Origin of the sequence: Lactobacillus sp. B4007 (assembly GCF_026535895.1) — a bacterium.
Classification (GTDB): Bacteria; Bacillota; Bacilli; order Lactobacillales; family Lactobacillaceae; genus Lactobacillus; species Lactobacillus panisapium.
The window spans coordinates 613,058-637,883 of sequence record NZ_JAFNPA010000001.1; the positions used below are offsets into that span (position 1 = coordinate 613,058).

Annotated in this window: 25 protein-coding genes and 1 tRNA gene; 19 read left to right on the forward strand and 7 right to left on the reverse strand. The window is 33.5% G+C overall.

Going from position 1 to position 24,826, the window contains the following annotated elements:
- Positions 1-8 precede the first annotated feature (8 nt).
- The 3 genes from rplI (at position 9) to J3U54_RS02930 (ending at position 2,207) form a co-directional block, all read left to right on the forward strand.
- Entirely contained in the window at positions 9-464 is a 456-nt protein-coding gene (gene rplI / locus J3U54_RS02920) for a 50S ribosomal protein L9 (RefSeq protein ID WP_103752649.1), read from the forward strand.
- Positions 465-494: 30 nt separating this feature from the next.
- Positions 495-1,880 carry a replicative DNA helicase gene (dnaB, locus tag J3U54_RS02925; protein WP_220220421.1) on the forward strand — a complete coding sequence of 462 codons (1,386 nt, stop codon included), beginning with the start codon at positions 495-497 and terminating at the stop codon, positions 1,878-1,880.
- A gap of 168 nt (positions 1,881-2,048) precedes the next feature.
- The gene (locus J3U54_RS02930; RefSeq protein WP_127326213.1) at positions 2,049-2,207 is read left to right on the forward strand and encodes a YtxH domain-containing protein; all 159 of its coding nucleotides are present in this window, start codon (positions 2,049-2,051) and stop codon (positions 2,205-2,207) included.
- Between the two features lie 68 nt (positions 2,208-2,275).
- Here J3U54_RS02930 and J3U54_RS02935 read toward each other — a convergent pair whose 3' ends face one another.
- Both J3U54_RS02935 and J3U54_RS02940 read right to left on the reverse strand, forming a co-directional pair.
- A complete protein-coding gene (locus tag J3U54_RS02935) occupies positions 2,276-3,475 on the reverse strand; it encodes a DUF2974 domain-containing protein (protein WP_267384995.1) in 1,200 nt (399 codons plus the stop codon).
- Positions 3,476-3,593: 118 nt separating this feature from the next.
- A complete protein-coding gene (locus tag J3U54_RS02940) occupies positions 3,594-4,295 on the reverse strand; it encodes an MgtC/SapB family protein (protein ID WP_103752652.1) in 702 nt (233 codons plus the stop codon).
- Positions 4,296-4,712: 417 nt separating this feature from the next.
- Between J3U54_RS02940 and J3U54_RS02945 the strand changes: the two genes are divergently transcribed.
- From J3U54_RS02945 to J3U54_RS09130, 4 genes are all read left to right on the forward strand, one after another.
- Positions 4,713-4,910, forward strand: a complete 198-nt coding sequence (locus tag J3U54_RS02945; RefSeq protein WP_103752653.1) for a hypothetical protein — start codon at positions 4,713-4,715, stop codon at positions 4,908-4,910.
- A gap of 153 nt (positions 4,911-5,063) precedes the next feature.
- A tRNA-Thr gene (locus J3U54_RS02950) sits at positions 5,064-5,136 on the forward strand.
- Positions 5,137-5,926: 790 nt separating this feature from the next.
- Positions 5,927-6,523, forward strand: a complete 597-nt coding sequence (locus tag J3U54_RS02955; protein WP_127326214.1) for a hypothetical protein — start codon at positions 5,927-5,929, stop codon at positions 6,521-6,523.
- 93 nt (positions 6,524-6,616) lie between these two features.
- A complete protein-coding gene (locus J3U54_RS09130; RefSeq protein ID WP_416381971.1) occupies positions 6,617-6,700 on the forward strand; it encodes an IS3 family transposase in 84 nt (27 codons plus the stop codon).
- 55 nt (positions 6,701-6,755) lie between these two features.
- Here the strand turns inward: J3U54_RS09130 and J3U54_RS02960 are convergent, their stop codons facing one another.
- Positions 6,756-7,610 carry a helix-turn-helix domain-containing protein gene (locus J3U54_RS02960; RefSeq protein ID WP_267384997.1) on the reverse strand — a complete coding sequence of 285 codons (855 nt, stop codon included), beginning with the start codon at positions 7,608-7,610 and terminating at the stop codon, positions 6,756-6,758.
- A gap of 126 nt (positions 7,611-7,736) precedes the next feature.
- Here J3U54_RS02960 and J3U54_RS02965 point away from each other — a divergent pair, with 126 nt between their 5' ends.
- The 7 genes from J3U54_RS02965 to J3U54_RS02995 all read left to right on the forward strand — a co-directional run bounded on the left by J3U54_RS02965 (position 7,737) and on the right by J3U54_RS02995 (position 13,922).
- Positions 7,737-8,993 (forward strand): MFS transporter, encoded by a 1,257-nt coding sequence (locus tag J3U54_RS02965; protein ID WP_267384998.1) that lies wholly within the window; start codon positions 7,737-7,739, stop codon positions 8,991-8,993.
- Between the two features lie 530 nt (positions 8,994-9,523).
- Positions 9,524-10,129 (forward strand): hypothetical protein, encoded by a 606-nt coding sequence (locus J3U54_RS02970; RefSeq protein WP_103752657.1) that lies wholly within the window; start codon positions 9,524-9,526, stop codon positions 10,127-10,129.
- Complete coding sequence (locus J3U54_RS02975; protein ID WP_267385000.1) at positions 10,126-10,704, forward strand: hypothetical protein; 579 nt, start codon at positions 10,126-10,128, stop codon at positions 10,702-10,704. The genes J3U54_RS02970 and J3U54_RS02975 overlap by 4 nt, the downstream gene beginning before the upstream one ends.
- A 268-nt stretch (positions 10,705-10,972) precedes the next feature.
- Positions 10,973-11,599 carry a matrixin family metalloprotease gene (locus tag J3U54_RS02980; protein ID WP_267385001.1) on the forward strand — a complete coding sequence of 209 codons (627 nt, stop codon included), beginning with the start codon at positions 10,973-10,975 and terminating at the stop codon, positions 11,597-11,599.
- A 19-nt stretch (positions 11,600-11,618) separates the two neighbouring features.
- Positions 11,619-12,275: a hypothetical protein gene (locus tag J3U54_RS02985; protein WP_267385002.1), complete on the forward strand. Its 657-nt coding sequence runs from the start codon at positions 11,619-11,621 to the stop codon at positions 12,273-12,275.
- Positions 12,276-12,634: 359 nt separating this feature from the next.
- Positions 12,635-13,288 carry a hypothetical protein gene (locus tag J3U54_RS02990; protein ID WP_267385003.1) on the forward strand — a complete coding sequence of 218 codons (654 nt, stop codon included), beginning with the start codon at positions 12,635-12,637 and terminating at the stop codon, positions 13,286-13,288.
- A 145-nt stretch (positions 13,289-13,433) separates the two neighbouring features.
- Entirely contained in the window at positions 13,434-13,922 is a 489-nt protein-coding gene (locus J3U54_RS02995; RefSeq protein ID WP_267385004.1) for a hypothetical protein, read from the forward strand.
- A 314-nt stretch (positions 13,923-14,236) separates the two neighbouring features.
- On the opposite strand, the gene J3U54_RS03000 is transcribed toward J3U54_RS02995, so the two are convergent.
- Positions 14,237-15,079, reverse strand: a complete 843-nt coding sequence (locus J3U54_RS03000; RefSeq protein ID WP_267385005.1) for an Rgg/GadR/MutR family transcriptional regulator — start codon at positions 15,077-15,079, stop codon at positions 14,237-14,239.
- A gap of 113 nt (positions 15,080-15,192) precedes the next feature.
- Here J3U54_RS03000 and J3U54_RS03005 point away from each other — a divergent pair, with 113 nt between their 5' ends.
- Positions 15,193-16,773, forward strand: coding sequence for an ATP-binding cassette domain-containing protein (locus J3U54_RS03005; protein WP_267385006.1), 1,581 nt, complete (start codon positions 15,193-15,195; stop codon positions 16,771-16,773).
- Positions 16,774-16,942: 169 nt separating this feature from the next.
- Here J3U54_RS03005 and J3U54_RS03010 read toward each other — a convergent pair whose 3' ends face one another.
- Positions 16,943-17,500 carry a hypothetical protein gene (locus J3U54_RS03010; RefSeq protein ID WP_267385007.1) on the reverse strand — a complete coding sequence of 186 codons (558 nt, stop codon included), beginning with the start codon at positions 17,498-17,500 and terminating at the stop codon, positions 16,943-16,945.
- 492 nt (positions 17,501-17,992) lie between these two features.
- Between J3U54_RS03010 and J3U54_RS03015 the strand changes: the two genes are divergently transcribed.
- On the forward strand, positions 17,993-19,576 hold the full coding sequence (locus tag J3U54_RS03015) for an ATP-binding cassette domain-containing protein (protein ID WP_267385009.1): 1,584 nt from the start codon (positions 17,993-17,995) through the stop codon (positions 19,574-19,576).
- Positions 19,577-19,756: 180 nt separating this feature from the next.
- On the opposite strand, the gene J3U54_RS03020 is transcribed toward J3U54_RS03015, so the two are convergent.
- Positions 19,757-20,008, reverse strand: a complete 252-nt coding sequence (locus J3U54_RS03020; RefSeq protein WP_267385010.1) for a hypothetical protein — start codon at positions 20,006-20,008, stop codon at positions 19,757-19,759.
- A 152-nt stretch (positions 20,009-20,160) separates the two neighbouring features.
- A complete protein-coding gene (locus J3U54_RS03025; protein ID WP_267385011.1) occupies positions 20,161-21,009 on the reverse strand; it encodes an Rgg/GadR/MutR family transcriptional regulator in 849 nt (282 codons plus the stop codon).
- 693 nt (positions 21,010-21,702) lie between these two features.
- Here J3U54_RS03025 and J3U54_RS03030 point away from each other — a divergent pair.
- The 3 genes from J3U54_RS03030 (at position 21,703) to J3U54_RS03040 (ending at position 24,676) form a co-directional block, all read left to right on the forward strand.
- Complete coding sequence (locus J3U54_RS03030) at positions 21,703-23,511, forward strand: M13-type metalloendopeptidase (protein WP_267385059.1); 1,809 nt, start codon at positions 21,703-21,705, stop codon at positions 23,509-23,511.
- A gap of 163 nt (positions 23,512-23,674) precedes the next feature.
- Positions 23,675-23,890 carry a hypothetical protein gene (locus J3U54_RS03035; RefSeq protein ID WP_220220454.1) on the forward strand — a complete coding sequence of 72 codons (216 nt, stop codon included), beginning with the start codon at positions 23,675-23,677 and terminating at the stop codon, positions 23,888-23,890.
- Positions 23,891-23,899: 9 nt separating this feature from the next.
- Positions 23,900-24,676, forward strand: a complete 777-nt coding sequence (locus J3U54_RS03040) for an alpha/beta hydrolase (RefSeq protein WP_267385013.1) — start codon at positions 23,900-23,902, stop codon at positions 24,674-24,676.
- The last annotated feature ends 150 nt before the right edge of the window (positions 24,677-24,826 follow it).

Genomic DNA, 24,826 nt, shown 5'->3' on the forward strand with positions numbered 1-24,826 from the left:
TAAGCAAAATGAAAGTTATTTTTACTAAAGATGTTAAAGGCCGCGGCAAACGTGGTGAAGTTAAGAACGTTCCAGATGGCTACGCCCAAAACTTTTTATTAAAACGCGGTTTAGCTAAAGAGGCTAATAAGGCCAACATGCACACTTTAGAGCGCGTAGAAGCCAATGAAAAGGCTGCTTACGAAAGTGAAAAGGCAGAAGCTGAAAAAATTAAGGCTCAGCTTGACCAAGATGAAACTGTAGTCAACTTTAAGTCAAAGGCTGGTTCAGATTCACGTCTTTTTGGTTCAATTTCCGGCAAGAAAATTGTTGAGGGCTTAGAGGATCAGTTCGGAATTAAGCTCGACAAGCGCAAATTAAACCTGCCTGAGCCAATTAAAACCTTAGGCTATACAAATGTACCTGTTAAGTTATTTAAGGGCATAGAGGGCAAAATTCGTGTCCACGTTACTGAACAGGAATAACTTTAATTTAATAAAAAGTGGTCATGATTAATGGATAATATCGTTTCGCAACAAATACCGCACGATGATGAAGCGGAAAAAGCCGTTTTAGGTGCAATTTTTATTGATCCAGAGGCAATTGCCGACGCCAGCGCGGAGGTTGAGCCGGGTGACTTTTATAAAAAAGCTAATCAATTAATCTTTCAAGCAATGCTTGATTTATCGGATCGCGAAGATGCAATTGATCCGCTAACTTTACAAGATGAATTAACCAAAAAGAATCAGCTGGATGATATTGGCGGAATTGCTTATGTTTCGGAACTTGCCATTGCCACCCCTACGGCTGCTCATATCGTTTATTATGCCAAGATTGTTCACCGTAAGGCATTATTGCGGCGGCTTATTTCTGCCAGTCAAAAAATCATTTCGAACGCAATGCAGGATTCAGACGATGTTACTGCAATTCTAGATGATGCCGAAAGTGAGATCATGAATGTTTCTTCGGAAAACAATGCAAATGGCTTTCGGGGAATCAAGGATATTGTTAATGCCGCAATTGAAGAAATCAATAGTATTCCTGAAGACGGCAACATGGTTACTGGTCTGCCCACAGGCTTTGTCGAACTAGATAAAATGACTACGGGTTTCCACGATGATGAATTAATTATTATTGCTGCTCGTCCAGGTGTTGGTAAAACTTCTTTTGCACTGAATGTTGCTCAGTATGTTGGGTTGCATACTGACAAAACGGTTGCCATGTTTTCTTTGGAAATGAGTGGCGAGCAGCTGGTACAAAGAATGCTAGCCTCTGAAGGCCTAATTAATTCGCAGCATCTAAGGACTGGCCAATTGGACGAAGAGGAGTGGCGCAAATTAATCGTAGCGTCTGGCTCTTTAGCTAATGCCAGCATCTATATTGATGATACGCCAGGAATTAAAATGAGTGAGATTAGAGCACAGGCTCGCCGACTTGCCAAGGAAAAAGGCAACTTAGGCTTAATTGTGATCGATTATCTGCAGCTGATTGAAGGGCCACGCAGCGAATCACGCCAACAAGAAGTCTCGGCAATTTCGCGGCAATTGAAAAAATTGGCTAAAGAACTACATGTGCCGGTTATTGCTCTGTCTCAGTTATCGCGTTCAGTCGAGCAGCGCCAGGACAAGCGGCCTGTTTTGTCTGATATACGTGAATCTGGTTCTATTGAACAGGATGCCGATATTGTCTCTTTTTTGTACCGGGATGATTATTACCGCGAAGAAAATGAGGAAGATGGTGATGACCAACAAGAAGTTGGTGCAGAGGATGACAATGGTGAAGTAGAAGTCATTATTGAAAAGAACCGGTCCGGTAGCCGGGGGACGGTTAAATTAATGTTCTCTAAGCCGTATAACCGCTTTTCTAATCTCGATTATAGTCACGATCAACCTGATCAGTAAACAATACTATATAATTTGTGCTTAAAATATAAAATCCTATTATTACAGCTGTTATTCTGAATACTAATCCAAAAATAAAGCATATTTAATGACTTAGTTAATTTAAGATTGTACTATTAAGGTGTAAATAGATTATTTTGCTTATTTTTTAGGAAAGGACCTAGAATTATGGCTGATAAAGGATTTAAAGATAAAGTAGCAGGAAAAGCTAAAGAATTAAAGGGTAAGGTACAGCAAGCTGCAGGTGATATGAAAGACAAAGCCCAAGATGCTGCTGACAATGTCAAAGATAAAGTCGATGACGCCAAGGACAATATGAAAAAATAATACTTGGTAAAAAAAGAGTTGAGGAATATTTCCTCAACTCTTTTTTGTGTTACACGTGAAACTAATTGCTAACGTAATTTGTTTTTAACTTCTGGGGGCAACTCCAAATTAGGATGCTCCGGATCATAAAATTCGTAAAAGACAGGAGCCTTATTTGAATCATTACTCTTAGGATAGAGCTCATAATTATTAGCCATTAACGGCAATGTCATATTATTTTTATAGGAATCCCAAATCTTACCTAAAATTTGGGCAATTAACTTACGCTCTTGGGGCTCAAGTGATAAAAAGACCCGACTGAAACGGTAAGTTCCAACCAGTTTATTATTTGTCAGCTGATGTGCTTCCTCAATATCGGCATTTTCAAAGGCTTCGAATAAATCAGAAAATGCTTCACCGCGTTCTTCTTTGGGAATGGAATGATTAAAGTTAATTAGAGCATGACGGAGTACACGACTGCCAGAAGACAATCCTTTTGCCAGGGTAAAACTGTCACGACCAACTGACCAGCGTCGCGGGTCATGCTGGTTGCGCATTGCCGCCGTACTTTTGACAACAATTGTTTGCTCAGGATGGTCAAGCATTGCACCAAAAATTGAACTCTGTGGAATGTAGGTTTTCATTTTAGGCATTGCCTGGACAAAACCGGGACTAGTATAAACCTTATGGAAAAATCCCGGACCATCAAAACTAAGCGCTTTAATCACTCTTTCTTGTGTTTCGGGCTTAGCAGCACTTAGGGCATATTGGGCAAAATTCCCACCTTTTGAATGACCCAAGAGATAAATTTGCTTTTCAGGAAACTTGGTTGCGATTTCTTCCAAATATTTTGCCGCTACGCTTTGACCGTAAATTTCCGGCAAATAGTTCATGCGCATATCTTCTTTCCAACCAATCATGGTACCATCAGTACCACGAAAGGCGATAGCAATGGTATCTTTTGTAATTGAAAATGTTGCAGCACTGAATTGTAGTGGATACGGGTCGTCTTCTAGCCTGTCAGTCCAGTCAAGAATTTTTATATTGCCGATTCTAGGACTCTCGGCAAGTAAGATAATTTCTGCAGCAGTTTCAGAATGCATTTGGTGCTGAAAAGATGCCAAATTACGCAATTTTTCTGCTAATTCAGCTAATGTGTGTCCAACGCTAGAATCGTCTGCGGGAAGATAAACTAATGAAGATAATAAAGCGGCATCGATACTGTTAAAAGGCTTTTCTGCGAAAGTAAGATCACCGCGCCAACGTAAATAATCAAGTGGACCAGCCATAAAAATTACTCCTTTTTATTAAAATTACCACTTTTCAGCAGCCATTGTAGCTAATTTGATTTTTGCGAACAAAAAATAAGCAATAGTTAATTTCTATTGCTTATTGTAAAACAATCAGTTATTTACCGAGACTATCGTAACTGATTCGTTTAATGTCAGGATATTTCCGCAAGGCCATAATAATATCATTTTCATCAATATTATTATTAATAATACCATCGGCAAAGAAAATAATCTTTTCATCACTAACAAATAAAATTTTGACAGAGGCATTTTCAACGTGATTTGCGGCTAATTCATGTTGAATTGTTTCCAAAATATGGGGGCGATTAACTGCCTCAATTTGAACATTAAACCGGATATGCATGATGATTTTATCAATAATATTGTCATCATGAAATAGCATCTGAATAACAAATAACAGGGCTGTAGCCAAAACGCCTAAGAAGTATAATCCAGAACCAATAGCCATACCAATTGCGGCTGTTGCCCAGATGCCTGCAGCTGTAGTCAATCCAGAAACCTGATCTTTTTTGATCAAGATTGTTCCGGCACCAATAAATGAAATACCAGATACAATTTGCGCCGCTATACGTGAGGCATCAAATTCTATGCCGGAAGTTTTTATCACATCATAGAATCCGTACTTGGAAACGATCATAAATAGCGCAGATGAAAATGCGACAACGATGTGGGTTCTGACACCAGCGCTTTTTCTCTGTATTGCTCGCTCATAGCCGATTAAGGCCCCGCATAAAGAGGCTACCAACAACCTTAATAACCAAGGCAATTGGGCATTAATCGGTGCTATATTTGCCATTATATCAATATCACTCCATTTCTAAATAAATCACGTTATATTATACTCTAAAATAAATAGTATTAGAATATAGTTTTTTAAATGTTTATGAAAATTAGACGGAAAGGATCAATGAAATCATTGAAGTCCTAAGCCTCAATAGATTAGTAAAGTGAATTTGTTTTTTAAGTAATCTTGAGAAATTACTTACTATGGTCGCAGTAAATAATTAATTAACTAATATTTAATTGGCTTTGGATGTTTGACGACTTCGTTAGTTAATAAATCATTGAAAAAATAGAACAATAGGTGATTGTAAACGTAAATATTTAAGGACAGCTTTTACGAATAGCAAAATTTGATGCAGGAAAATTAATGTTAATGTTTAGGGATTAAGCGAATGGATGATAGACTTTTTGTCCAAAAAGTTTTTGAATAGTGGGTAGTCAAGATAAAGTTGAAAAATCCTTGCACTGTGTAACACAGCGCAAGATTATTTCCAATGATGCAGCAGAAATCAATTTTGAGGAACTATGTGCAACAGTAATTTTAGCAGCAATTGCTGCAATCGTAACTTTTGTTGTTCAGCTCTTCATGAAAATCGAAGAGCCAAAACAAGCAGCAGTAAGCGAGTAAAATTATTTGTAAATTAGATTGAAATAGCGATTTTTAAGTTTAGCTGGCAACAAAAGCGCTTTTTTGCAACAAAAAAATAAATTTACTGGTGAAAAGTACTTGCGTAAAGCTAACTGATATGGTTTAATAAATATCGTTGTCGAGTTTGACAATGCTGACTTAGCTCAGTTGGCAGAGCACGTCACTAGTAATGATGAGGTCGGAGGTTCGAATCCTCTAGTCAGCATAAATAAGCTTTAAGAAGTCTATTATTGAGGTTTCATAAATACCTTGATAATAGGCTTTTTGTTTTTTTATTTTAGTTGATGGTTATGCAAAGGGAGATTTTGGCTAGCTTTGCCTCCCCCCCTGAGCATTTTTGTAGCTATTAGAGAAGTTTAAACAAAGATTCTCTTTGAGCATGACTTGTACACTTGTCGGCACACAGTAGCAACTCTGCCAGATAATACTCTAGAAATGTCTTTCAGTGGGCAGCGAGTCGTATGGTTCATAATAACTAAAGAGTTTATGAAATTCTATGCGCCTGTCGAAAAAGTGGATATAATTTAAGATATTAGCAAAATTATTAAACTTTGATTTCCCAATTTCTAGACCTGTGCCAAGGCAATATTTAAGGACATTATTAGCAGACGTTTTTAGAAAACCTGAACGTGCGGATTATAATAAATATCTAAATTGGGAACAATTAATTTCAAGTGATAAGTTGGTATAATATTAACATGGTAATAAGTAACTTTTTATTAATTATATTTGCAATAGTGTCATCTTTATCCAGAGGAATAATCTCAGTAATTGATCGCTATCAGATGGGATACCGCCATCAAAGCTCAATTAATGTGAATTTTTTGAATAATCTTTGTAGTACTGCATTAATAACCATATTTTTAATAGGCTTATTAACTAAGTTTCCCACGCCTAAAATAACGGGAAACTACGTTAGCAAAATTATTATTTATGGTTTGCTAGCACAGCTAGTTGCGTATGGGTACAGTTATGTTTTTAAAAAAGTAACGATAATGCAATCAATTGTCTTAAGCAAACTAACAGACTTGTTCATTCCCTTAGCTATCTGTTTAACCATGGGTTATTTTAACAAGTCATCATATTTGATCTCAATTATATCAACGATCATTGTAGTTTGTTACATTATTTTTAAGCAAAGACACAGTCAGATGAATGTGACCACTTTGTTAAAAACATTTATGGTTATTGGTCCCCTGTTGATTGTACAAGCAGCACTATCGCCACTATTAACTAAAGGTGTTATAAGGCTGGTTGATCTGGTATATTTCACGATTGCTACGATTTATATTCGTTGTATCATTACAATTATTACTTTTTGGGTTAAGCATCATGGTTTGCGAATTAAGGGTGTAAAAATTAACAAACAGATCTTTTGGATTTATGGTGCCCGTGCAGTTTTGACAATACTAGCACAAGCGACGTATACGTTAGCAACTTCATCACCTAATTCGGGAATTGCGTGGATTTTTCTCAACATGACCAATTTATATAGTGTTATTTTTGGTAGCTTTGCATTAAAGGAAAAAATTCATGTTTCTGATGTGCTGCTGATTATTTGTATATTTGTATTAGCGCTAATATCCAAATAATTAAGTTTAGTGACCGCAAAGGAAACCATACAGTTTTATTATTAAAGCTTTAAAAGGACTGTACAAAAAGTAGCAGAATAATGATCAAAATGTATCAGTTACTATAATAAGCAAAGAATCAAAGTAAAACTAAAGAGACTAAGTCCGATTGAATATCGGGCTTTAGTCCTTAGTTAAAATTTATTAAATTGTCCTAATCTTGGGGTTCACATCAATATCAAATACGACTTTTTTAATTTTTCCCATACTTATCTAGAATGTCTTTCATGTCTTTGCTGTACTCCGGCATGCCTAACGAACTAATGTGATCAATTGCCATTCGAGCTTTAGTTAAATACTCATCCTTTCTTTCATAGTGATAATTCACTATATTTTTAAGTATAAAAATGCAGTTTTTATAAAAAAACAAGTTCGGTTTAGTACTAATTTGATCAGCTGACCGAATAAAGAATTCTGTTTCTTTATATCTACTTTTCTGAATACACATAATTAACATGTTTATCTCTATTCCTAATATTGTTTCTTGAACATTCGAACTCCCAGAATGGCAAAATTGCGTGATTACTCGCCGACTTATTAATAAGTTGCTATCAAGATCATAAAATGGCATCAAGTTACAATACAAATCTAATTTATTTTCGTCAAAATTAGAAATATTAAAAATCTTTTCTTTCAACTTAATTCGTTCTTTTTCATCAAGATCTTCTACGTGATTACCAACTAATGCTATCAGTGCATCTATAAATAGCAACTGATCTTCCTTATCAACTATTTCGCTATTTGCAATGACATTTTTAATATCCTTAAGCTGTTCCTTATCATTATGATAAAACGCTTCATTAATTGCTTCGCCGATATCGCTATTTTCATCATATTTTACTTTATCTTCTTGACTGAGTTTGCCAAAAAATTCCCACAACTTAATGTTATTAGCATGCAATAATGCAATTAGATCCTCGGCTGTAATTCTGTGCTGATCTTTTTCAACTTTTGAATAATATGATGTGCTAATCGTATTACCAGCCCATTCTTTTTGAGTTTTCAAGCTCTCAATTCGATATTGCTTTAGCAATTGTCCTATTGTCATTAGTGATCTCCCTTATTTTCATTCAGATTTGGCGTTTAACATTCAAATACGACATTTTTGCTATTCCTTATTATAACCACGTTATAACTTAAGATATAAAATATTTAATTTAGGAGTTATCAAATTATGGACATTTTTATAAAGAACAAGGATTATAGAAAATTTACAATCGCCAGTTTCTTATCTGGTGCAGGCAATATTTTGTTTTACTTAGCACTTATTACTTATGCAAGTAAATTAAGAAATTACGCCTTGGCTATTTCATTGATTTCAATTTCAGAATCAGTACCTCAAATTTTTCAAGTTTTTAGTGGATATTTAGCTGATCGTACAAAAAACAAATTCAAGCTAATGGTTTGGTTAGCCGCTATACGCTTTGGACTTTATCTAATCGTCGGATTACTTTTCGCTAGTGGATTTGCTGGCTGGAACCTAGTTTTAACTGTTATTGGCATTAACCTAGTATCGGATATTGCTGGCTCATACTCTGGCGGCCTTCAAATGCCTCTAGTTGTTAACATTGTTGGAGATGATGAAGTTGCCGAAGCTGAAGGATTTGTTAGTGGGATCAACGGTATTATCAATATGATTGCACAATTCATTGGTTCTGGTTTATTACTTTTCATGTCTTATTCCAGTCTGGCAATCTTCAATGCCTTAACATTTTTAGCGGCAGGTGTCCTTTTTGCCAGTGTCGGCCGTAATTATTACAAGACCCATCCTCAAGAAGGAACTACTTCAGTTAATGAAGAGGGGTTCTTTAAAACAATTGCTTTATCATTTAAACAAGTAAAAAAGGCAAAGGGGTTGTTATCAGTCGTTCTAGTAATTGCTTTATTAAATGGAGTTTTAGGAACAATTGAACCTTTAATTTCAATCGTAATCGCCGGTAATAAGTCTTCTATGGTCATTGGAACATACAGTTTTACGATTGCCCTAATAGGAGGTGTAATGACTGCTGGTATGGCACTTGGTAGTATTGTAGGCACAAAATTATTCAAGAAGATGTCATTATTCACTATCGCAATTATTTCAACGGCTTTAAGTATCGCAGTTATTGGTACAATGCTTATTAAAAATATTTTCATTTTTCTGCCAATCATGGCAAGCCTTGCAATATTTATTGGTACGGCTAGCCCTAAATTAACACAGTGGCTTGTTGAAGCAGTCGACCAAAACATTTTGTCATCAACTATGGGAATGCTTAACACGATTTTAGTAGTAACCGCGCCAGTTATGACAACTATTTTTACTACAATTACTGCTTCGTTCGGTATTACTATCGCATTAACACTATTATGTGTAACTTGTTTAATTATTTTAGCAACAATAGTTGGGGTAGTCTATTCTACCAATAAAAATGTAGCTATTAATGAAGCATAGCTAGAAACAGATTTATTACATTTACCTGTCAATAATTTATACCAAAGCAACTTATGTAACGTGTATTAAGCGAAGTTGCTACGAAACCCAGTGCTACTAGGCTAAAAACTGCAGCAAATAATTTTTTGTGAATTTAAAGTTGTATAGCAAAAGAGAAGACTGTTAAATCAGTCTTCCCTTTTTGTTACCTATTAATTTCACAATTAGACCAATTGCTATATTTTTACTTTGTCTGAACTATGTGAATAGAGCGCAGGTTATAAATATTAATATTTAAAGTAATAATGACTGGAACCCTTGTCTTTCTAATCGGCATGATTGAGATTGCACACTTAAGCGTAAGAAAATTGCTTGAAAGAGGACATCATGAAAGCTATAGTAAACTGAATCAAGGTTAAATAAAGTATGTGAACAATACATATTTTATTTTTTGATTTTTCTGCGATAAAAAGAAGATAAAGAATACTACAATATGTTTCATTAAGTTAAGCCAAAAAAGGGTGGCATAATAATAAATAAGGGACCTAAAAGTGATAATTGATAAAGCAAACTGGAATTCATACTTGAATAAAGAAACTCTATTGGAAATTTTTTGTAATGATAAGTATCCTAATACTTTTTCTTTAGGTTATATGATTGCAAACATTGATAAATATTATATTTTTAAAACGATCGATGAAACTGGCTATCTTGATGGCTATGAATTATATCAAAAAGATTCAATCAATAAGATAAAAAAAGATACTAATTATTGTAAAATGTTTACTTTTTATATTAATTATTTGAAAGAAAAAGATTGTTTTGACAATTTGGATTTAAAAACTGCTTACGATAAGGTACCTAAGGATAGTATTAACGGTATTTTGCAGTATTGTTTTGATCATGGCATGGTAATAACAATAACGCAGGTGGATGGTGAATACTATGAAACTGGAAAAGTTATTTCTGTTACTAATCAAGAAATAGTATTAGATCAAAGAACATATACTGAAGACTTGGAAGAATCAGAGAATTTGGCAAAAGTAAGAAATAAAGCAATTAAAATTGACAATATTTTGTCCATAAAAATAATTACAAAAGAGACATATTTGTATCAGCGATATCTTGAGCGAAAAAATAAGAGGTTCATGCAGTGAAATTAAAAAGAAAAGATTGGGATTCATGTTTACACAAAAATGTTTTGTTAGAAATTTATTTGAAAAGCCGAAATTCTAGCTTTTTTTCTTTGGGTTACATGATTGCCAAAATAGGTAAGTTTTATATTTTTAAAACAATTACTGAATATGGTGATCTTGACGGCTATGTTTTATATAGAAAATACGGCATTGAAAAAATTAAAACAGCTGATAATTATACGAAGGTATTTAATAATTATATTAATTTACTACAAAATGATAATCATTTTGATAACTTAGATCTTGAAAATCTTTATAATAAAATTCCAACTGGCAGTATTAATAGTATTGTTAGATATTGTTATGATCATAACCTAGTGGTGACGATTGATGATTTTTATTGCGACTGTTTGTTGACTGGGACGATCAAATCATTTAATCGGCAAGAATTAGTCTTAGATCAAGAAGAATACTGCAAAGATTACGACGTGAATAATGATGAAAAAATAGTAACCATCAAACTAAATAATATTTGCGGTTTTGATTTAGTGACGCAAAAGACTTATCTTTACCAGCAGTATCTCAGACAAAAATAAATTAAGCATTGTGAAAGTTGGAAGGACAGCTTATCTATCCTGAGTATGGCACATCAATATTTATATAGAGAAATGAATCATAAATGAAAGATAAGAGTTTTATTTTTCTATTTATTTAAATTAACATATAAATAAATTCACTTTTGACTTTAAAATATTAATTTTATATAATTACAACTGTTATATAATGGAAAAGAAAGTAGGGTAAAGGAAATCTTATGAAAAATATTTATTAGCATATATTGCATCAGTATTTACTATTGGTGTGTTGTCTGTAACTCCAGTATTAGCAAAGAGCTACATAACTCCAGCAAATGGTGGTAGATATTCCTCGGCAAGTGCAACATATGTAATAGATAAACAACCGAAATATTATAAATCAGTTTGGAAAAACGCAATAACTGCTTGGAAAAAGACTGGATTTAAATGGCATCAATCTAGTAGTTCAAAAACTCATTTACAGGCATCAACGATTAAAACGCATAATAGCAATCCTAAATTTGAGAAAGATAAACGTTCTTTACTAGATATGAATACAACGGGTATATGTATTAGATACCGTGATGTAGCAACTAATATTACAACTAAAGCGTATGTCGTTTTAAATAAGGATGCATTAAAAAAATACAATTATACAAAAAAAGAAGCTACTAATGTTGCAGAACATGAATTAGGCCATGCATTAGGGTTAGGTCATAATAACAAAGCTAAGAAATCCGTTATGAATTCGACAAATAGAAAATATCCTATCCAAAAAGTAGATATTAAAGGAATGAAAAGAATATATTCAAAAGATGTTGATCGTGCTTCAGCTATTAGAAGTACGAAGTCTAAAATAGTAATGGAAGTTTTTCGTATAAATGTAGACTTACAACATAAAAATAAAGTTAATTAATAAAGTAAGGTAAGAGATTATGAATAAGAGAAAATTTATAAAATTAAATATTGGAATATTAACAGCAACCTTATTATTACTTGGGGGAATTTCTTCAGTAGTAGTTGCTAAGAATAAACCAATTTATGAAAAGCACGTTTTTCGTACTCCCGTTTGTGGTGTAACCAATTTTCACACTAGTTATTCAGGCAAAACACATAAGATTACCTTTAGCGGAACGGCATCGGGATTCCGAGATTTAGTTATTAAGTATGATGGAAAGATAGTCAAAGAACTTAAACTTAAGAAAGCTGACAAACATTTTAAAGCAACAATACCATTTAAAGGTTATAAGTCTTTTAAAATTTGCGATGACAATGGTCACGTACTAAAAAAAGTCTCTGCTGCGCAATATGCAACTAAAAGGCCAAGAATTAATTCGTATTACCAAACAAATGAACATTTAAAAATAGAATTGTCAGGCAAAAAGGGTGATATTGTAACGATTTGGAAAAATGGCAAGGCAGTTAAACGCAAGCGTATAACGGATAAATTTGGTACAACAATAACAGTGCCAAATGCTTTGTTTGAAGATAATTCTAAGATTACTGTTACCAGGCATACTATTGGAAAGAAAACTAGTAAAGGTGTAGAGCTAAACAGATCAAAGGATAACAGCATCTCAATTGACAAATGATAGAAATAAATCAATAAAAATTGTTTTAGCAATAAGGCCGTATGACTCTAATCGCATAAATTAACAAGCTTTTGATTTTTAAGTCTGTTATTCAAGTTTAAAAAGCTTTAAATAACAGACTATTTTGTTGCTTTTGAACGCTTTATGTTAAGTTAGGACTGCAGAAATGTCAGAGCTGATATGAAATAATACCAGTTTGGAACGTTGAATAAATTTGTTATTGATTTCTATAAGCTTATTTTATATACTAATATAGTAATATATAATAATTAATAAGAAACTTGTAAAAACTGTTTTTCATATAAAGATAGACTCACAACATAAAAATAAAGTTAATTAATAAAGTAAGGTAAGAGATTATGAATAAGAGAAAATTTATAAAATTAAATATTGGAATATTAACAGCAACCTTATTATCACTTGGGGGAATTTCTTCAGTAGTAGTTGCTAAGAATAAACCAATTTATGAAAAGCACGTTTTTCGTACTCCCGTTTGTGGTGTAACCAATTTTCACACTAGTTATTCAGGCAAAACACATAAGATTACTTTTAGCGGAACGGCATCGGGATTCCGAGATTTAGTTATTAAGTATGATGGAAAGATAGTCAAAGAATTTAAACTTAAGAAAGCTGATAAACATTTTAAAACAACAATACCGTTTAAAGGTTATAAAACTTTTAAGATTTATGGCGGTAATCAATTACTTAAGACTATTTCTGCAAAAAAATATGCCACAAGTGGGCCTACTTTAAATATTGTTAAAAGAAACAAAGATTCGGTTTACATCGACTTTTATACTACCCCAGGAAATATTATTAAAATCTGGGAAAAGGGCCAACCTATCTACACAACAATAACTGACATACAGAAAGATAATATCTCTTTGGATAATAATAAATTTAATAATTATAATGACTTGAGAATAACTCAGCACAAGCGGGGAAAGAAAACCAGTAAAATGGTAGCACTGCCTAAGCTTGAAGTAGGCGATGTTTATCGCAGAGTGAAATAATATCATTTGAAAATTTGAGAGTAGCAAGTTTAGTTTTGTAACATCATTCGCCAATCTAAAAACTGGCTATTTTATATTTGAATACTACATTATTCGTGAGATTTTGAGTTTATCAGTCGAAAAAAGTATAAATAAGGGTAATAAGATGAAAATTAATAAAAATGATTGGAATACGTATTTAAATAAAGATGTTTTATTAAAAGTTTATTCTGTGGATGGTGAATCTGATGAATTTTTGTTGGGATATATGGTCAATGATATAGATAGCTACTATATTTTTGAGTCGATTGATGAATATGGTGGGCTAGACGGCTACATTTTATATAAAAAAGACGCTATTCTTAAAATAGAACGTGATAACGATTATACTGCAGTATTTGATTTTTACATTAACTATTTAAAAGAGCGAAAAGCTTTTGACGTGTTGAACTTAAGTGCCGTCTATGAAAAAGTTCCAAAAAATAGCATTGATAGCATTCTGCAATATTGCTACAAAAAAGATCTTGTAATAACAATATCGCAGGCTGAAAGCGAAATTTGTCCAACTGGAAAAATTATTTCACTTAATGAAAAAGAAGTGTCTTTGGATCGAAAAAGGTATCGGAATGATTTTTGGAATAGAGCAAGAAGCTGAAGATGCTCCTATTAGTATTTCTGATATTTTGACTGTAGATATTACTACAAAAGAAACTTATCTTTATCAAAAGTATCTTGAAAAGTAATCATATTATTGCCACGCTGTTTCGACGTCAGTGACTGGATATAGCAATAAAGTTCATACGAAGCTTATATTCGCACTATAGAAGTTGATTTGAAATAATTAAGCTTAATTTATCAATGTTTTACAGAGATAAGTTAAGCTTATTTTTTGCGTAACGATCAGTCGAGTTCACAAATAAGAAGATGTCTTTTACTTTAGATTTTATTATTCAAAACAGTAAATAGGCCTTAGGCTCTCAAATTTGCTTTCAGTGAATTGAAAATTTCTAAAAAATAAGACGCCATGTGTTTCATATTTAGTTTTGTTAGCAAGGTGATGATTTGTAAGATTTCTTGGTCATTTTGATTTTCTAAATAAGTCATAAGAGAGTTTAAAAAATATCTGCCCATGATTAGTTGCATTTCATTTTCTGGCAATATAACAAGGTTAATCTTATTCAAAATACTTTGAGCGTATTTAAACTCGGAAGCTTTTAATAAACTAATAATTGCTTCAAACAAAGTAGTAATTGCAAAGTGTAAAGTGTTTTTCCCGGCTTTATTGATGAAATCAAAATTGGCAATAACCTGCGAACTAATCTGAAAGATAATTGATGGACTAAGAATGTTTGTAACATTTTGGAATAACGACAAATTTTCTTGCGACCAGATTGCAAGTTTAGAAAGTTGCTTATTCAGTTTATTTTGATCAGCCACTGGAAAAATATTAATTTTGCTGATGCGCTGATATAATGCGCAGGAAAGAGCGGCATAATCAAGACTAATTAATTTATTGTCTTGGTGAAACTTAGTGAGACTTTTTTGGGCGATGATTTTTAATTCCTGCTCATTTTGGCTATGCCATGCGGATTCTAATTCTTGTGCTTCATTGTCAGGCATATCCAGCTTGTTTAAAGCGATATATTCCGAAGTGGTGACATTAATTCGTTCAAATAATTTAATCGCTTTATGAAGGTCCATATTCCCTTGGCCGTTTTCCCAGCGAGATAACATTGGAACAGAACATATTCCTTTAGATAGATCAGTTAGAGTAATATGTTGAGCTTTTCTTAGTTCTTTAAAATTCATCATGAACATCTTTCTTTTATAAAATCTGACTAAATTTATCATATATGAAAAAATCGCAAATACAACTGAGATATTGGTGATTTAATATGATCAACTTAAATCAAGAGGAAAAAATTATGTCGTTAAAAATCGCAAATAAAGGGAAATTGGTACTGTATGTTCTGCTAGCAACAATTAGTGCTTGTGGCAATGTTGTTATTGCTTATATTACCAAAATTATGTTGAATAGTGCGCAATATCATCATGGGACGCTTAAGCAGTTAGTTTTAATTGCTCTTATTGGAGCCGGGATCTTAATTGTAATTATGTTTACTAATTTCGCTTATCGCTACCTTCGCTGTGATATTGTGCGTGACATCAATGTTGAGCTTAAGGACAAAACCATTAGCTACATCATTCAGCAGCAATCCGATTCGCAAAAAGATGGTTTGAGCTTAATGACCAATGATTTAAAGCAAATCGAAACCTTGAAGATCACTAATGAATTAATGATTATTTCTGAGGCGCTTGCTTTCGCGATTTCAATTATTGTTGGCTTACTTAATTCTTGGGTTCTAACTTTAATTTTCGTCATCGCAACGGCTATTCCTGGCTTTATCCAAAAATTTTTCATTAAGAGTATTCAGGAAAAATCTGCCGAATGGGAAAAACAAAATGCAGAATACACTCAAGCTGTATCAGATGCTATTAATGGCTCAAAAACCGCGATGCTTTATGATGTGCAAATTCCAGTTGTTTCCTATGTGGTTAAGCAAGCCAAGCAAATGGAAGATGCCTTGCGTTCGTTGAATTATGCTCAAGGGGCGGTTTCAACCATCATTATAACTGTTGCGGATATTTTCAGTTTTATCATTCCATTTTTGGTTGGAGCTATTCTGATGTTTAATGGGCAAATTGGTGCTGGTACTTTAGTCATGATTGTCCAATTGTCTAATGACTTCATTAATCCTGTTACGATGATTTTTGATCAGATTAATCAAATTCGATCTACTAAGCCAATGTGGGACAAAGTTGAAAAAGCACTGGCAATTAAAGCAATCAGTTCGGAAAATGTGACCGCACAATCTTTTACTCAATTGGACGTTGAGAATCTTACCTATGAGCAAAATAGTAAATTGCTTTTTGATAACGTCAATTTTTCGCTTGAGTCTGGTGAGAAAATACTGCTGATGGCTCCTAGCGGCTGGGGTAAAACGACTTTACTACGTTTATTGGTAGGGCAAATTTCTCCAAGTAAAGGGACAATCAAAATTGATCAAGAGTCGATTAACGGTAATTGGGCTAAAGCTCACGATTACTTTGGCTACATTAATCAGAAACCATTTATTTTTGACCGCGATTTGAAATTCAACATTACTTTAGGCAAGGATGTCAGTGGCCGGCAACTTGAAGATGCTATCGAAGAAGCTGGCCTGGCTAAACTGGTGAAGGAAAAAGGACTAAATTATGCTGTGGGACAAAATGGCAGTAACTTATCTGGCGGTCAAATTCAAAGAATAGAAATTGCTCGTGCGCTGCTTGCCAAGCGGCCAATTCTGTTAGCAGATGAAGCAACTAGTGCATTAGATGCCAAACTTTCCTTACAAATTCATCAAACCTTACTCAATAATCCTAAAGTTGCTGTAATTGAAGTTGCACATAAAATTTCTGAACAAGAAGAAGCAATGTTTAATCGCATTATTAAACTAGGGAGTTAGTAGGCAAACAAGGCGGTTTATGATAACGGGTTGAATGAGTGGGGGCGATTATCTATTAAATAAAAATAATGAGATTATCCAAAGTGATACGAGCTATTTAAGGGAACAGCAAAAAGGAAAACAAAAAACCAGTTCAATTTAATGAACTGGTTAACGTCTAGCTTAATTTTTATTGTACATTATCCATATCATCTTCGGATAATCTCTTGTTATATAAACTTTGATCAGTTTTATCAATATCTGTCGATAAAGCTTCTTCAATGGCTTTTTGTATATCAAGAGCACTCTGCTTATCATAAAATAGAACTTGGATTTCATAAGCAGAACCAGCTTTTTCAATCGATAATTTTGTCATAATCCCATTTAAAAATATACCGACACCAATTAATAACAAAATAACGCCAAATAGTGTGCTAGAACCAAACATTGCAAGCCCAATAAAAGCTATAATGATTCCAAAAATAAAGTCCTTTACTGAATATGATGTATCAACTGAAGCATCAGATATATTTTTTAAGGGAATATTTTGCTTATGTGAACCAGCAGGAATTAAGCCCAAAACAGTGTTTTGTTCAACTACTTTTACAAATCTGTAATCAACAGATACGGATCCCTTAATCCAAAAAAGCAATGCACTAGCAGAAAATTCTTTTTTAAACCACGTTCTATCACGTGATTTATTCATTTCTACTTTGGTTTCTCCTGTTTCCCTATTTACTTCTGGCATAATTGTTCCTCCCACCAAATATTAATCAAAATTTTGAAAAGTCTTATAACACTATATCACATAATATGCCTTACTTACAGTGGAATATAATATTTTTATTTGCTTTATATTTAAACGAAAATTGTGCAGGAAGTGTATCTTTATGACGGAACTTGCGCTTAAATATTCTGTTGATAAGCATGTTCATGAGTAGTGATATTGAAACTAATTTTTATATAGAAAAGTTAATTTGGCCCCACTATTACAATTGCTCATTATGGGATGCTTTTACGTTAATAAATTGGTTTTCAGAGCTTTGTAATTTTATGCTATTTAAAATTGCTAATAGCTAAAAATATTGACAGGCTGTTTTACTGCCCAAAAAAGACCGCTTATCCTCAAATTCATTACCAATTACGCGAAAAGCATTGTAAATTTTATTTTTATCAGGTTTAATAATAGCAATATCTTTAAATAAAAATAATAACAATATTAAAATCGCGGAGAACAGCAATGATTTACCACAATTACTCACATTTTAGATTCTTTTGGTTAAATATTTTTGGCCTGATTTATAGTACTGAAAACATTATTATGGCGTATATTGTCGGCAGTTTGACTAATATGGCTGCTAAAAGACAATTCGTTGCCTTACCATCGCTGATCGGCCAAATCATTGTTGCATTGGTGATCGTGTTAGCTTCTGGCTTAATGTTTAATTACCTTAAGACTGATGCGATTAAGCAAGTCAACGTCAAATTGCGTACTAAAGTATTAAAAGGAATGTTGCTAAATAATCGAGAAGATAGCAGTGATCTGGGCTTTTTAACTAATGACTTTAAGTTGCTTGAAACCAATCGTTATGAGGCTGAAATTCAAATTTTGATTTATACTTACACGGTTGTTTTGGCACTGGGCTATGCACTTTACTTAAATTGGTTTGTTACCTTGATTTACTTGGTAGGATCACTCTTGCCAACTATTGCTTCAAGCTTTTTCCAAAAATCGATTCAAAAAGCTTCGGATGACTGGACCGCGGCTAGTGACAAGTATGTAAGTCAAACCAAAAATACCTTGGCTGGAACTGGTACTTTTAACTTATATGGCAAACAAGATAATGCTGTCAAACAAAATAAGCGTGTGGTTGAACGGCTAGAAGAAAAACTGGCCAAAATGAACTTACTTAATGAGAATACCAATACTTATTTAAATATTATTGCAATTGGTGGCACGTTTTTACTTCCATTTGCAATTGGTACAGGACTAGTAATTAAAGGCCAGATTACGTTAGGAGCTCTTTTTGCAATAACGCAGCTGTCTAACTCATTTGTGAATCCTATTTTACAGATTTTAAATGAACGAAATAACTTATCGACAACAAAGGGAATAGTTAAGAAAATTAAGCAATATATTGCTAAAAGTGAGCAGAAGGAAAATAGTGAAAACCTCCCTAAAAACTTTGCTGAGCTAAAGGTGCAGGAGCTTGCACTCGTACGTCAGGGTAAAAAACTGGCAGACCACATCAATCTCACGGTGAAAAAAGGTCAAAAGATTGCAGTAATTGGTCCTTCAGGTTCAGGCAAGTCAACGATGCTGCAATACTTGATGTACGGCGACTATGGTAAAGCTGAGAAAGTACTGCTTAATGAGAAAGCCGCTGCGGCCGGCAATTTTACAAAGTTATTTTCATATTCTAGCCAAAGTGCTGTGATTTTTGCTGATACGCTTTGGTTTAATCTGACTCTCGGAGAAAATTTTGCTCGCGACGAGGTTAAACAGGTTTGTCAAAATCTTGGTCTAGGACAGCTAATTAAGGAAAAAGGTTTTGACTATCAGTTAGGAGATAATGCGGACCAACTATCGGGTGGACAGCTGTCACGAATTGAACTTGCACGTGCCATTTTAGCTGGCCGGCCAGTTATGCTGCTGGATGAGGTCAATGCATCGCTTGATAAGCCAACTTCAAAAATGATTCATGATTATTTATTTAACACTGACTTTACTTTTATTGAGGTAATTCACCATTATGAGCCTGAAGAACTAAGGCGTTATGATGTGGTGATTGATTTTGACAACTACATAGACAAATTAAAATAAAAATTAGACAAGTGGATGAGTGAAAATTGGCCTGAGCTTAAAACAAAAGATGGATAATTTTTTGCAAAGTAAGTGTATTAATTTAAAAAGAATGAAATGGGATCGACCTGAGGACGCCATAAAAAAACCACCAGATTTTCTGGTGGACAAAATTATTCTAAAAATAACACTTTAACTATTTTATGCATGATATTTTTTCGAAAAATGGTCAATACTTTTTTGATAAATCATTGGTGCAGGGAAAGTAAATACGAAAAGATATGCGAAACATATCAGATCATCTGGAAGTTTGCTAAAGATACCTATACTATGAATAAAATTTAGTATTTGAGTTTTAAACTCACCTAGCAAAAACATAATCAATATAAGCCAAAAGAAATATATGATAAACATTAAACGCTTAATTTTTTTGAATTGTTTTTTATCTTTCATTGATAATATTCCCTTCTTTTAAATAATATATAAAAGTTACGTTTATTGATAAATCAAGCTAATTACGACACCTGTATTACTATTATCGTTTTCCTTTAAGACAAAACAAGAAAATGTCATATTTGATTCTTGAAAACCAAATATGACATTACTTATTTATTTAGACTGACGAAGTCTTTTAGTTCCTCACTGTATTTTTCCATTCCTGCAAATCTAATATTTTTAATTATTGCTTCTAAATCATCTAGGTAGTTTTTATCGTGTGTATTTTGATATTCAACTATATTTTCGAGAGCTGCTATTACTGTTTTATAAAAAAATATTTCTGGTTTTGATTTAATTTGATTTGCAACCTCAAAAAAGAAACCAGTTTCTTCGGGTCGCTTACTTTGAATGCTTAAAACAGCAATATTAACAATTATGCTTAAAACAGTCTTTTGAATTTTAATATTACTACTACCACTATTTTGCTTTACAGCTCTTTTAGAAATAAATAAATTACTATCTAAATCATAAAAACTCATAAAATTACAGTATAAACTTAATCCATCTATATCAAAATTGGTAATACTAAAAACTTTTTCTTTCATTTTTGACAAAGTATTTTTATCTAGTTCATTTAAATTATTGCTAATTAATGCTATATAAGCATCAATTAACAAAAGCTTATCATTCTTAGTTGGCAATTTACTTTCTGCAACTACATTTCGTATTTGTTGTAATTCTTTTTTAGAATTTTGGTAATAAGCTTCATTTATGAGCCGATCTATTTCCAATTCTTGTTGATGAATCAATTTATCTTTTGGACGTAACTTGCTAAAAAAATCGATTAGGGGAATTTGATTGAAATGTAGTAATTCAATTAAGTCATCGGCAGAAATTCGGCTTAGATTTTTTTCAACTTTCGCATAAAAAGAAGCACTGATCACGTCACCAGCCCATTGCTTTTGTGTTTTACGTTGACTAATCCGGTAGTCTTTTAATAATTCTCCTGTTGTCATGATTATTCCTTCTAACTTTTGCTTGCTAAATGAGCCATATTTTCTTTATTATAACGAAAATATAGTTAAGTCATAGAAAAGAAGAATAAATTAATTCAAGAAGTCAGCTTAAATGACTAATAATTGATGGTTAGAGTACTTACACGTGACAATGCACTTAAAAAGAAAAAACCACCAATGATTTTGGTGGTCAAAATTATTCTGCTTTTTTGGGCCATAAATTAAAATCAAAATTTGAATAATAATTAATACCAAATTTAACCAAATTGGTAAATGGCGGAAAAAGTATTGTTGAATATTACAATTAATAATATTGGTTGCAAAAAAGATATATCCTAATAATTCTATTACAACGTAACCATAAAATAGGTTATTTCTATGCGATCTTATCCAATTTATCATGTTTTTATACCTTAAAAGAAAAAGATAACAGTTTTGACAATAGCAATGATACCCGCTAATTTTTATTTTAATGAAATTGGGTATTCCTTATATGCTTGTAAATATTTAGTATAGCAGAAAAAATAAATTTAAATAAAAAATGGCGAACATGACAATTTTTAATCATCTTCATCATTTTTCTCTACTAACCAGAGCGTAGTTTTCCCTCAAAAAAAGTCAAATACGACTTTTTACGAGAATTTGCTAAATTGCTTATATACTTAAAAGCATATTTAGAAGTTAGCGAAGTGGATAAATAGTTTTGATGAAATTGCTAAAAAGACGCGTGAGAGGTTAATGCAAGATTTTGAAGAATTTGCCGATGGCCAAAAAACAATTCCAGCAGTTAAGAACTTTGACAAAGCCATTGAGTTTTATCGCATTGTTAAAGACTTTGCCAAAAGAGAAGAAGATGGTGCAGCTCCAATTAAAGCTGATCTAGCTTTTTTGGAAGGTTTAACTAGTATTGATGATATTAATCAAAACCTGTCGCGACTACTACTAGATGGTAATTTGCCTTTTGGTTTTGAAGTTATGCCTGATTTTAAGGACGCGCAATTAAATGTTGTCACGTTTAATCGACATACTCTAATTTTAAGTGATACCAGTTATTATGATGGAAAACGGACGGATGAATTGCTTGCAACTTGGCAAAAACAGACTACAAATTTGCTGACAATGGCGGGGATCGAAGAAAATAAGGCACAACAATATGCAAGTGATAGCATAAAACTAGATCGGCGGCTTGCAAAGGTCTACCAGTCTGCCCAAGATAACGCCCAGATTGAAAACACTTATCATCCAATGAGTGTTGCAGAATTTACAAAAAAGAGTCAGAACCTTAATTTAGCCGGACTGTTAGAAGAGATGGGGCTTGAACAGACTAAATTCGTGATTGTAAGTGAACCAAAATACCTGGACAGTTTTGATGATCTGTTCAATGACAAACATTTTGCCGAGCTAAAGGGGTGGCTGATTTCACAGTTTATTAATTATAGTGCTGCCTATTTGTCACATGCCTTTAGAGCTGCCACGTTACCGCTTAGAAAAGCAATGTGGGGCATTAATGAATTGCCCGTAGATAAACAATTTGTTTACGATCAAACGACTAAATTATTTGGAGATGTGATTGGGCAATATTATGGCCAGAAATACTTAGGCGAAAAGGCTAAGGCTGATGCAACCGAAATGGTTGAAAATATGGTCGAAGTCTATCAAGAAAGGCTGCATAATAATTCCTGGTTGTCATCTGTGACTAAAGAAAAGGCAATCAAGAAGCTGGCTACTTTAAAACTGAAAATTGGTTATCCAGAGCACATCCAGAAATTTTATGATCAATTTAAGGTGGTTCCTACGCAAGCCGGTGGTACTTTTTACTCGAATGTCAGGGATAACCAGCGCGTTAAAATTGCAGCTAATTTTAGCGAGATAAATCAGCCAGTTGATCATTCTATCTGGATCATGTCGGCAATTGATGCCAATGCTTGTTACGATCCGCAAAATAACGATGTCACTTTACCGGCAATCATTTTGCAAAAGCCTTTTTATAGTTTAGATCAGGACCGCGCTGCTAATTATGGCGGTTTCGGCACGGTGATTGGTCATGAAATTTCCCATGCTTTTGACAATAATGGAGCTCAGTTTGATGAACTGGGCAATATGAAAAATTGGTGGACAGATAAGGACTTCGCTGAATTTAATCAACGGGTTAAAGCAGAAATTGCTTTGTTTGATGGGGTAGAAGTTGGTTCAGTAAAATTAAACGGCAAATTGTGTGTGTCTGAAAATATTGGCGATCAAGGTGGGTTGACTGTCGCACTTGAGGCCAATAAGAAGGATGGTGGCGATGCAGCCACTTTGTTTAATAGCTATGCTCGGATTTGGGAGACCAATTCAACTACTGAATTTTTACAGCTGCTTACTTCAATTGATGTTCATGCTTTGCCTCAAGCTAGGGTAAATGTTCAAGTGCAGTGCCAAGACGAATTCTACCGGGCTTATGATGTTAACCCAACTGATGGTATGTGGCTTGAACCCGCTAAACGAGTACAGATCTGGTAAAGCTGACAGATAGCTAATCTTATAGAAAGTAAAATTAACAGAGGATTGCTAAAACTATTTAAAATAATTTTAAAAAGTTAATAATCTAACTATAATTCAATAAATCTCATTGTTAGAATATATTTATGTTAATTTATTTTTGAAATTTTGATAGGAGAAAGTTATGAGATTAGTGCAAAAAATAATGGAAATACTGGCAATTGTTTTATGGATTTTAGTAATTGGTACATTTGCTGTGGCAATTGTTAAACATCAATTATGGAGCATGGGACCAATAATAACGTATAATCGGCCGCGTAACTTTCTTGGCTGGATGATTGTTGGTGCAATTGCTTCAACAGCAGTCAGTGCGGTTTTAAAATTGGTGCAAGGAAAGTAAATATTATAAATGGATAAAAAGTATTACACTACGAAACTGGGTCAAATTGCATATTCCGGTAGAGCAGGCAAGCCACTAATTGTTTTTCTCAATAGTTTTGGCAGCTTTGATACTGCGCAGAGTTTTAGCAAAGTAATCGACGAGCTGCCCGCAGAAGATGGCATATTTGCACCTGATTATTTGAATACCGGCTTTAGCGGCAAATCAACTGTGTCTTACACAATTACAGCAGAAGCAGATGAACTAGCCAAAATGATTAATAGTTTTAATGCCGCAAAAGTAATCATCGTGGCGCACAGTATTGGCGGCGTTTATGCTTTTCAAATGCAAGCAAAAGTAAAAAATCTGCGTGCCCTCATTTTGATTGAACCAACGACGAGGGAAATAATATTAAATCCGCCAAGAGAGCAGGGCTATCTTGACCAGGAAAAACAAGAACGCAATGCAGAACAGTTTATTCATGACAAAATTTTTAGCTTATTTTCTGAACAAGAGGCAACGGCTTTTTGGCAAACTACAGAAAAGAATGCAGATCAGTTTGATGACCAAGCAAGCCAAAATGCCATTAGTGCGATGAAAAACGACCATTTCTGGCAGTCAACTATGCGAATGAACGATGACATTCCGGTATTTATTTTTACGGAGGCATACCGCCAAAAAGAATACGAACGTTCAGAATACAATAATCGCAAAGCTAAAATTATCCCGTTAGGTACATTTCATTATATTCAGTGGGAGTATCCTGAAGAAATTGCTCAAGAGATTATTTCGGCAAGTGCTGATTAATCAATAGTGAACTGGCATGGTTTTAAACCAAAAAAGTTTAAAACGCTCCTCATTGTGTAAGCTTTTAGCTAAACTTTGGGGAAGCGCAATCGAATAGTATAATGAGTTTCAAAGTTGTTTAGACTTTGAAACTTTTTTGCTAAATTGGTG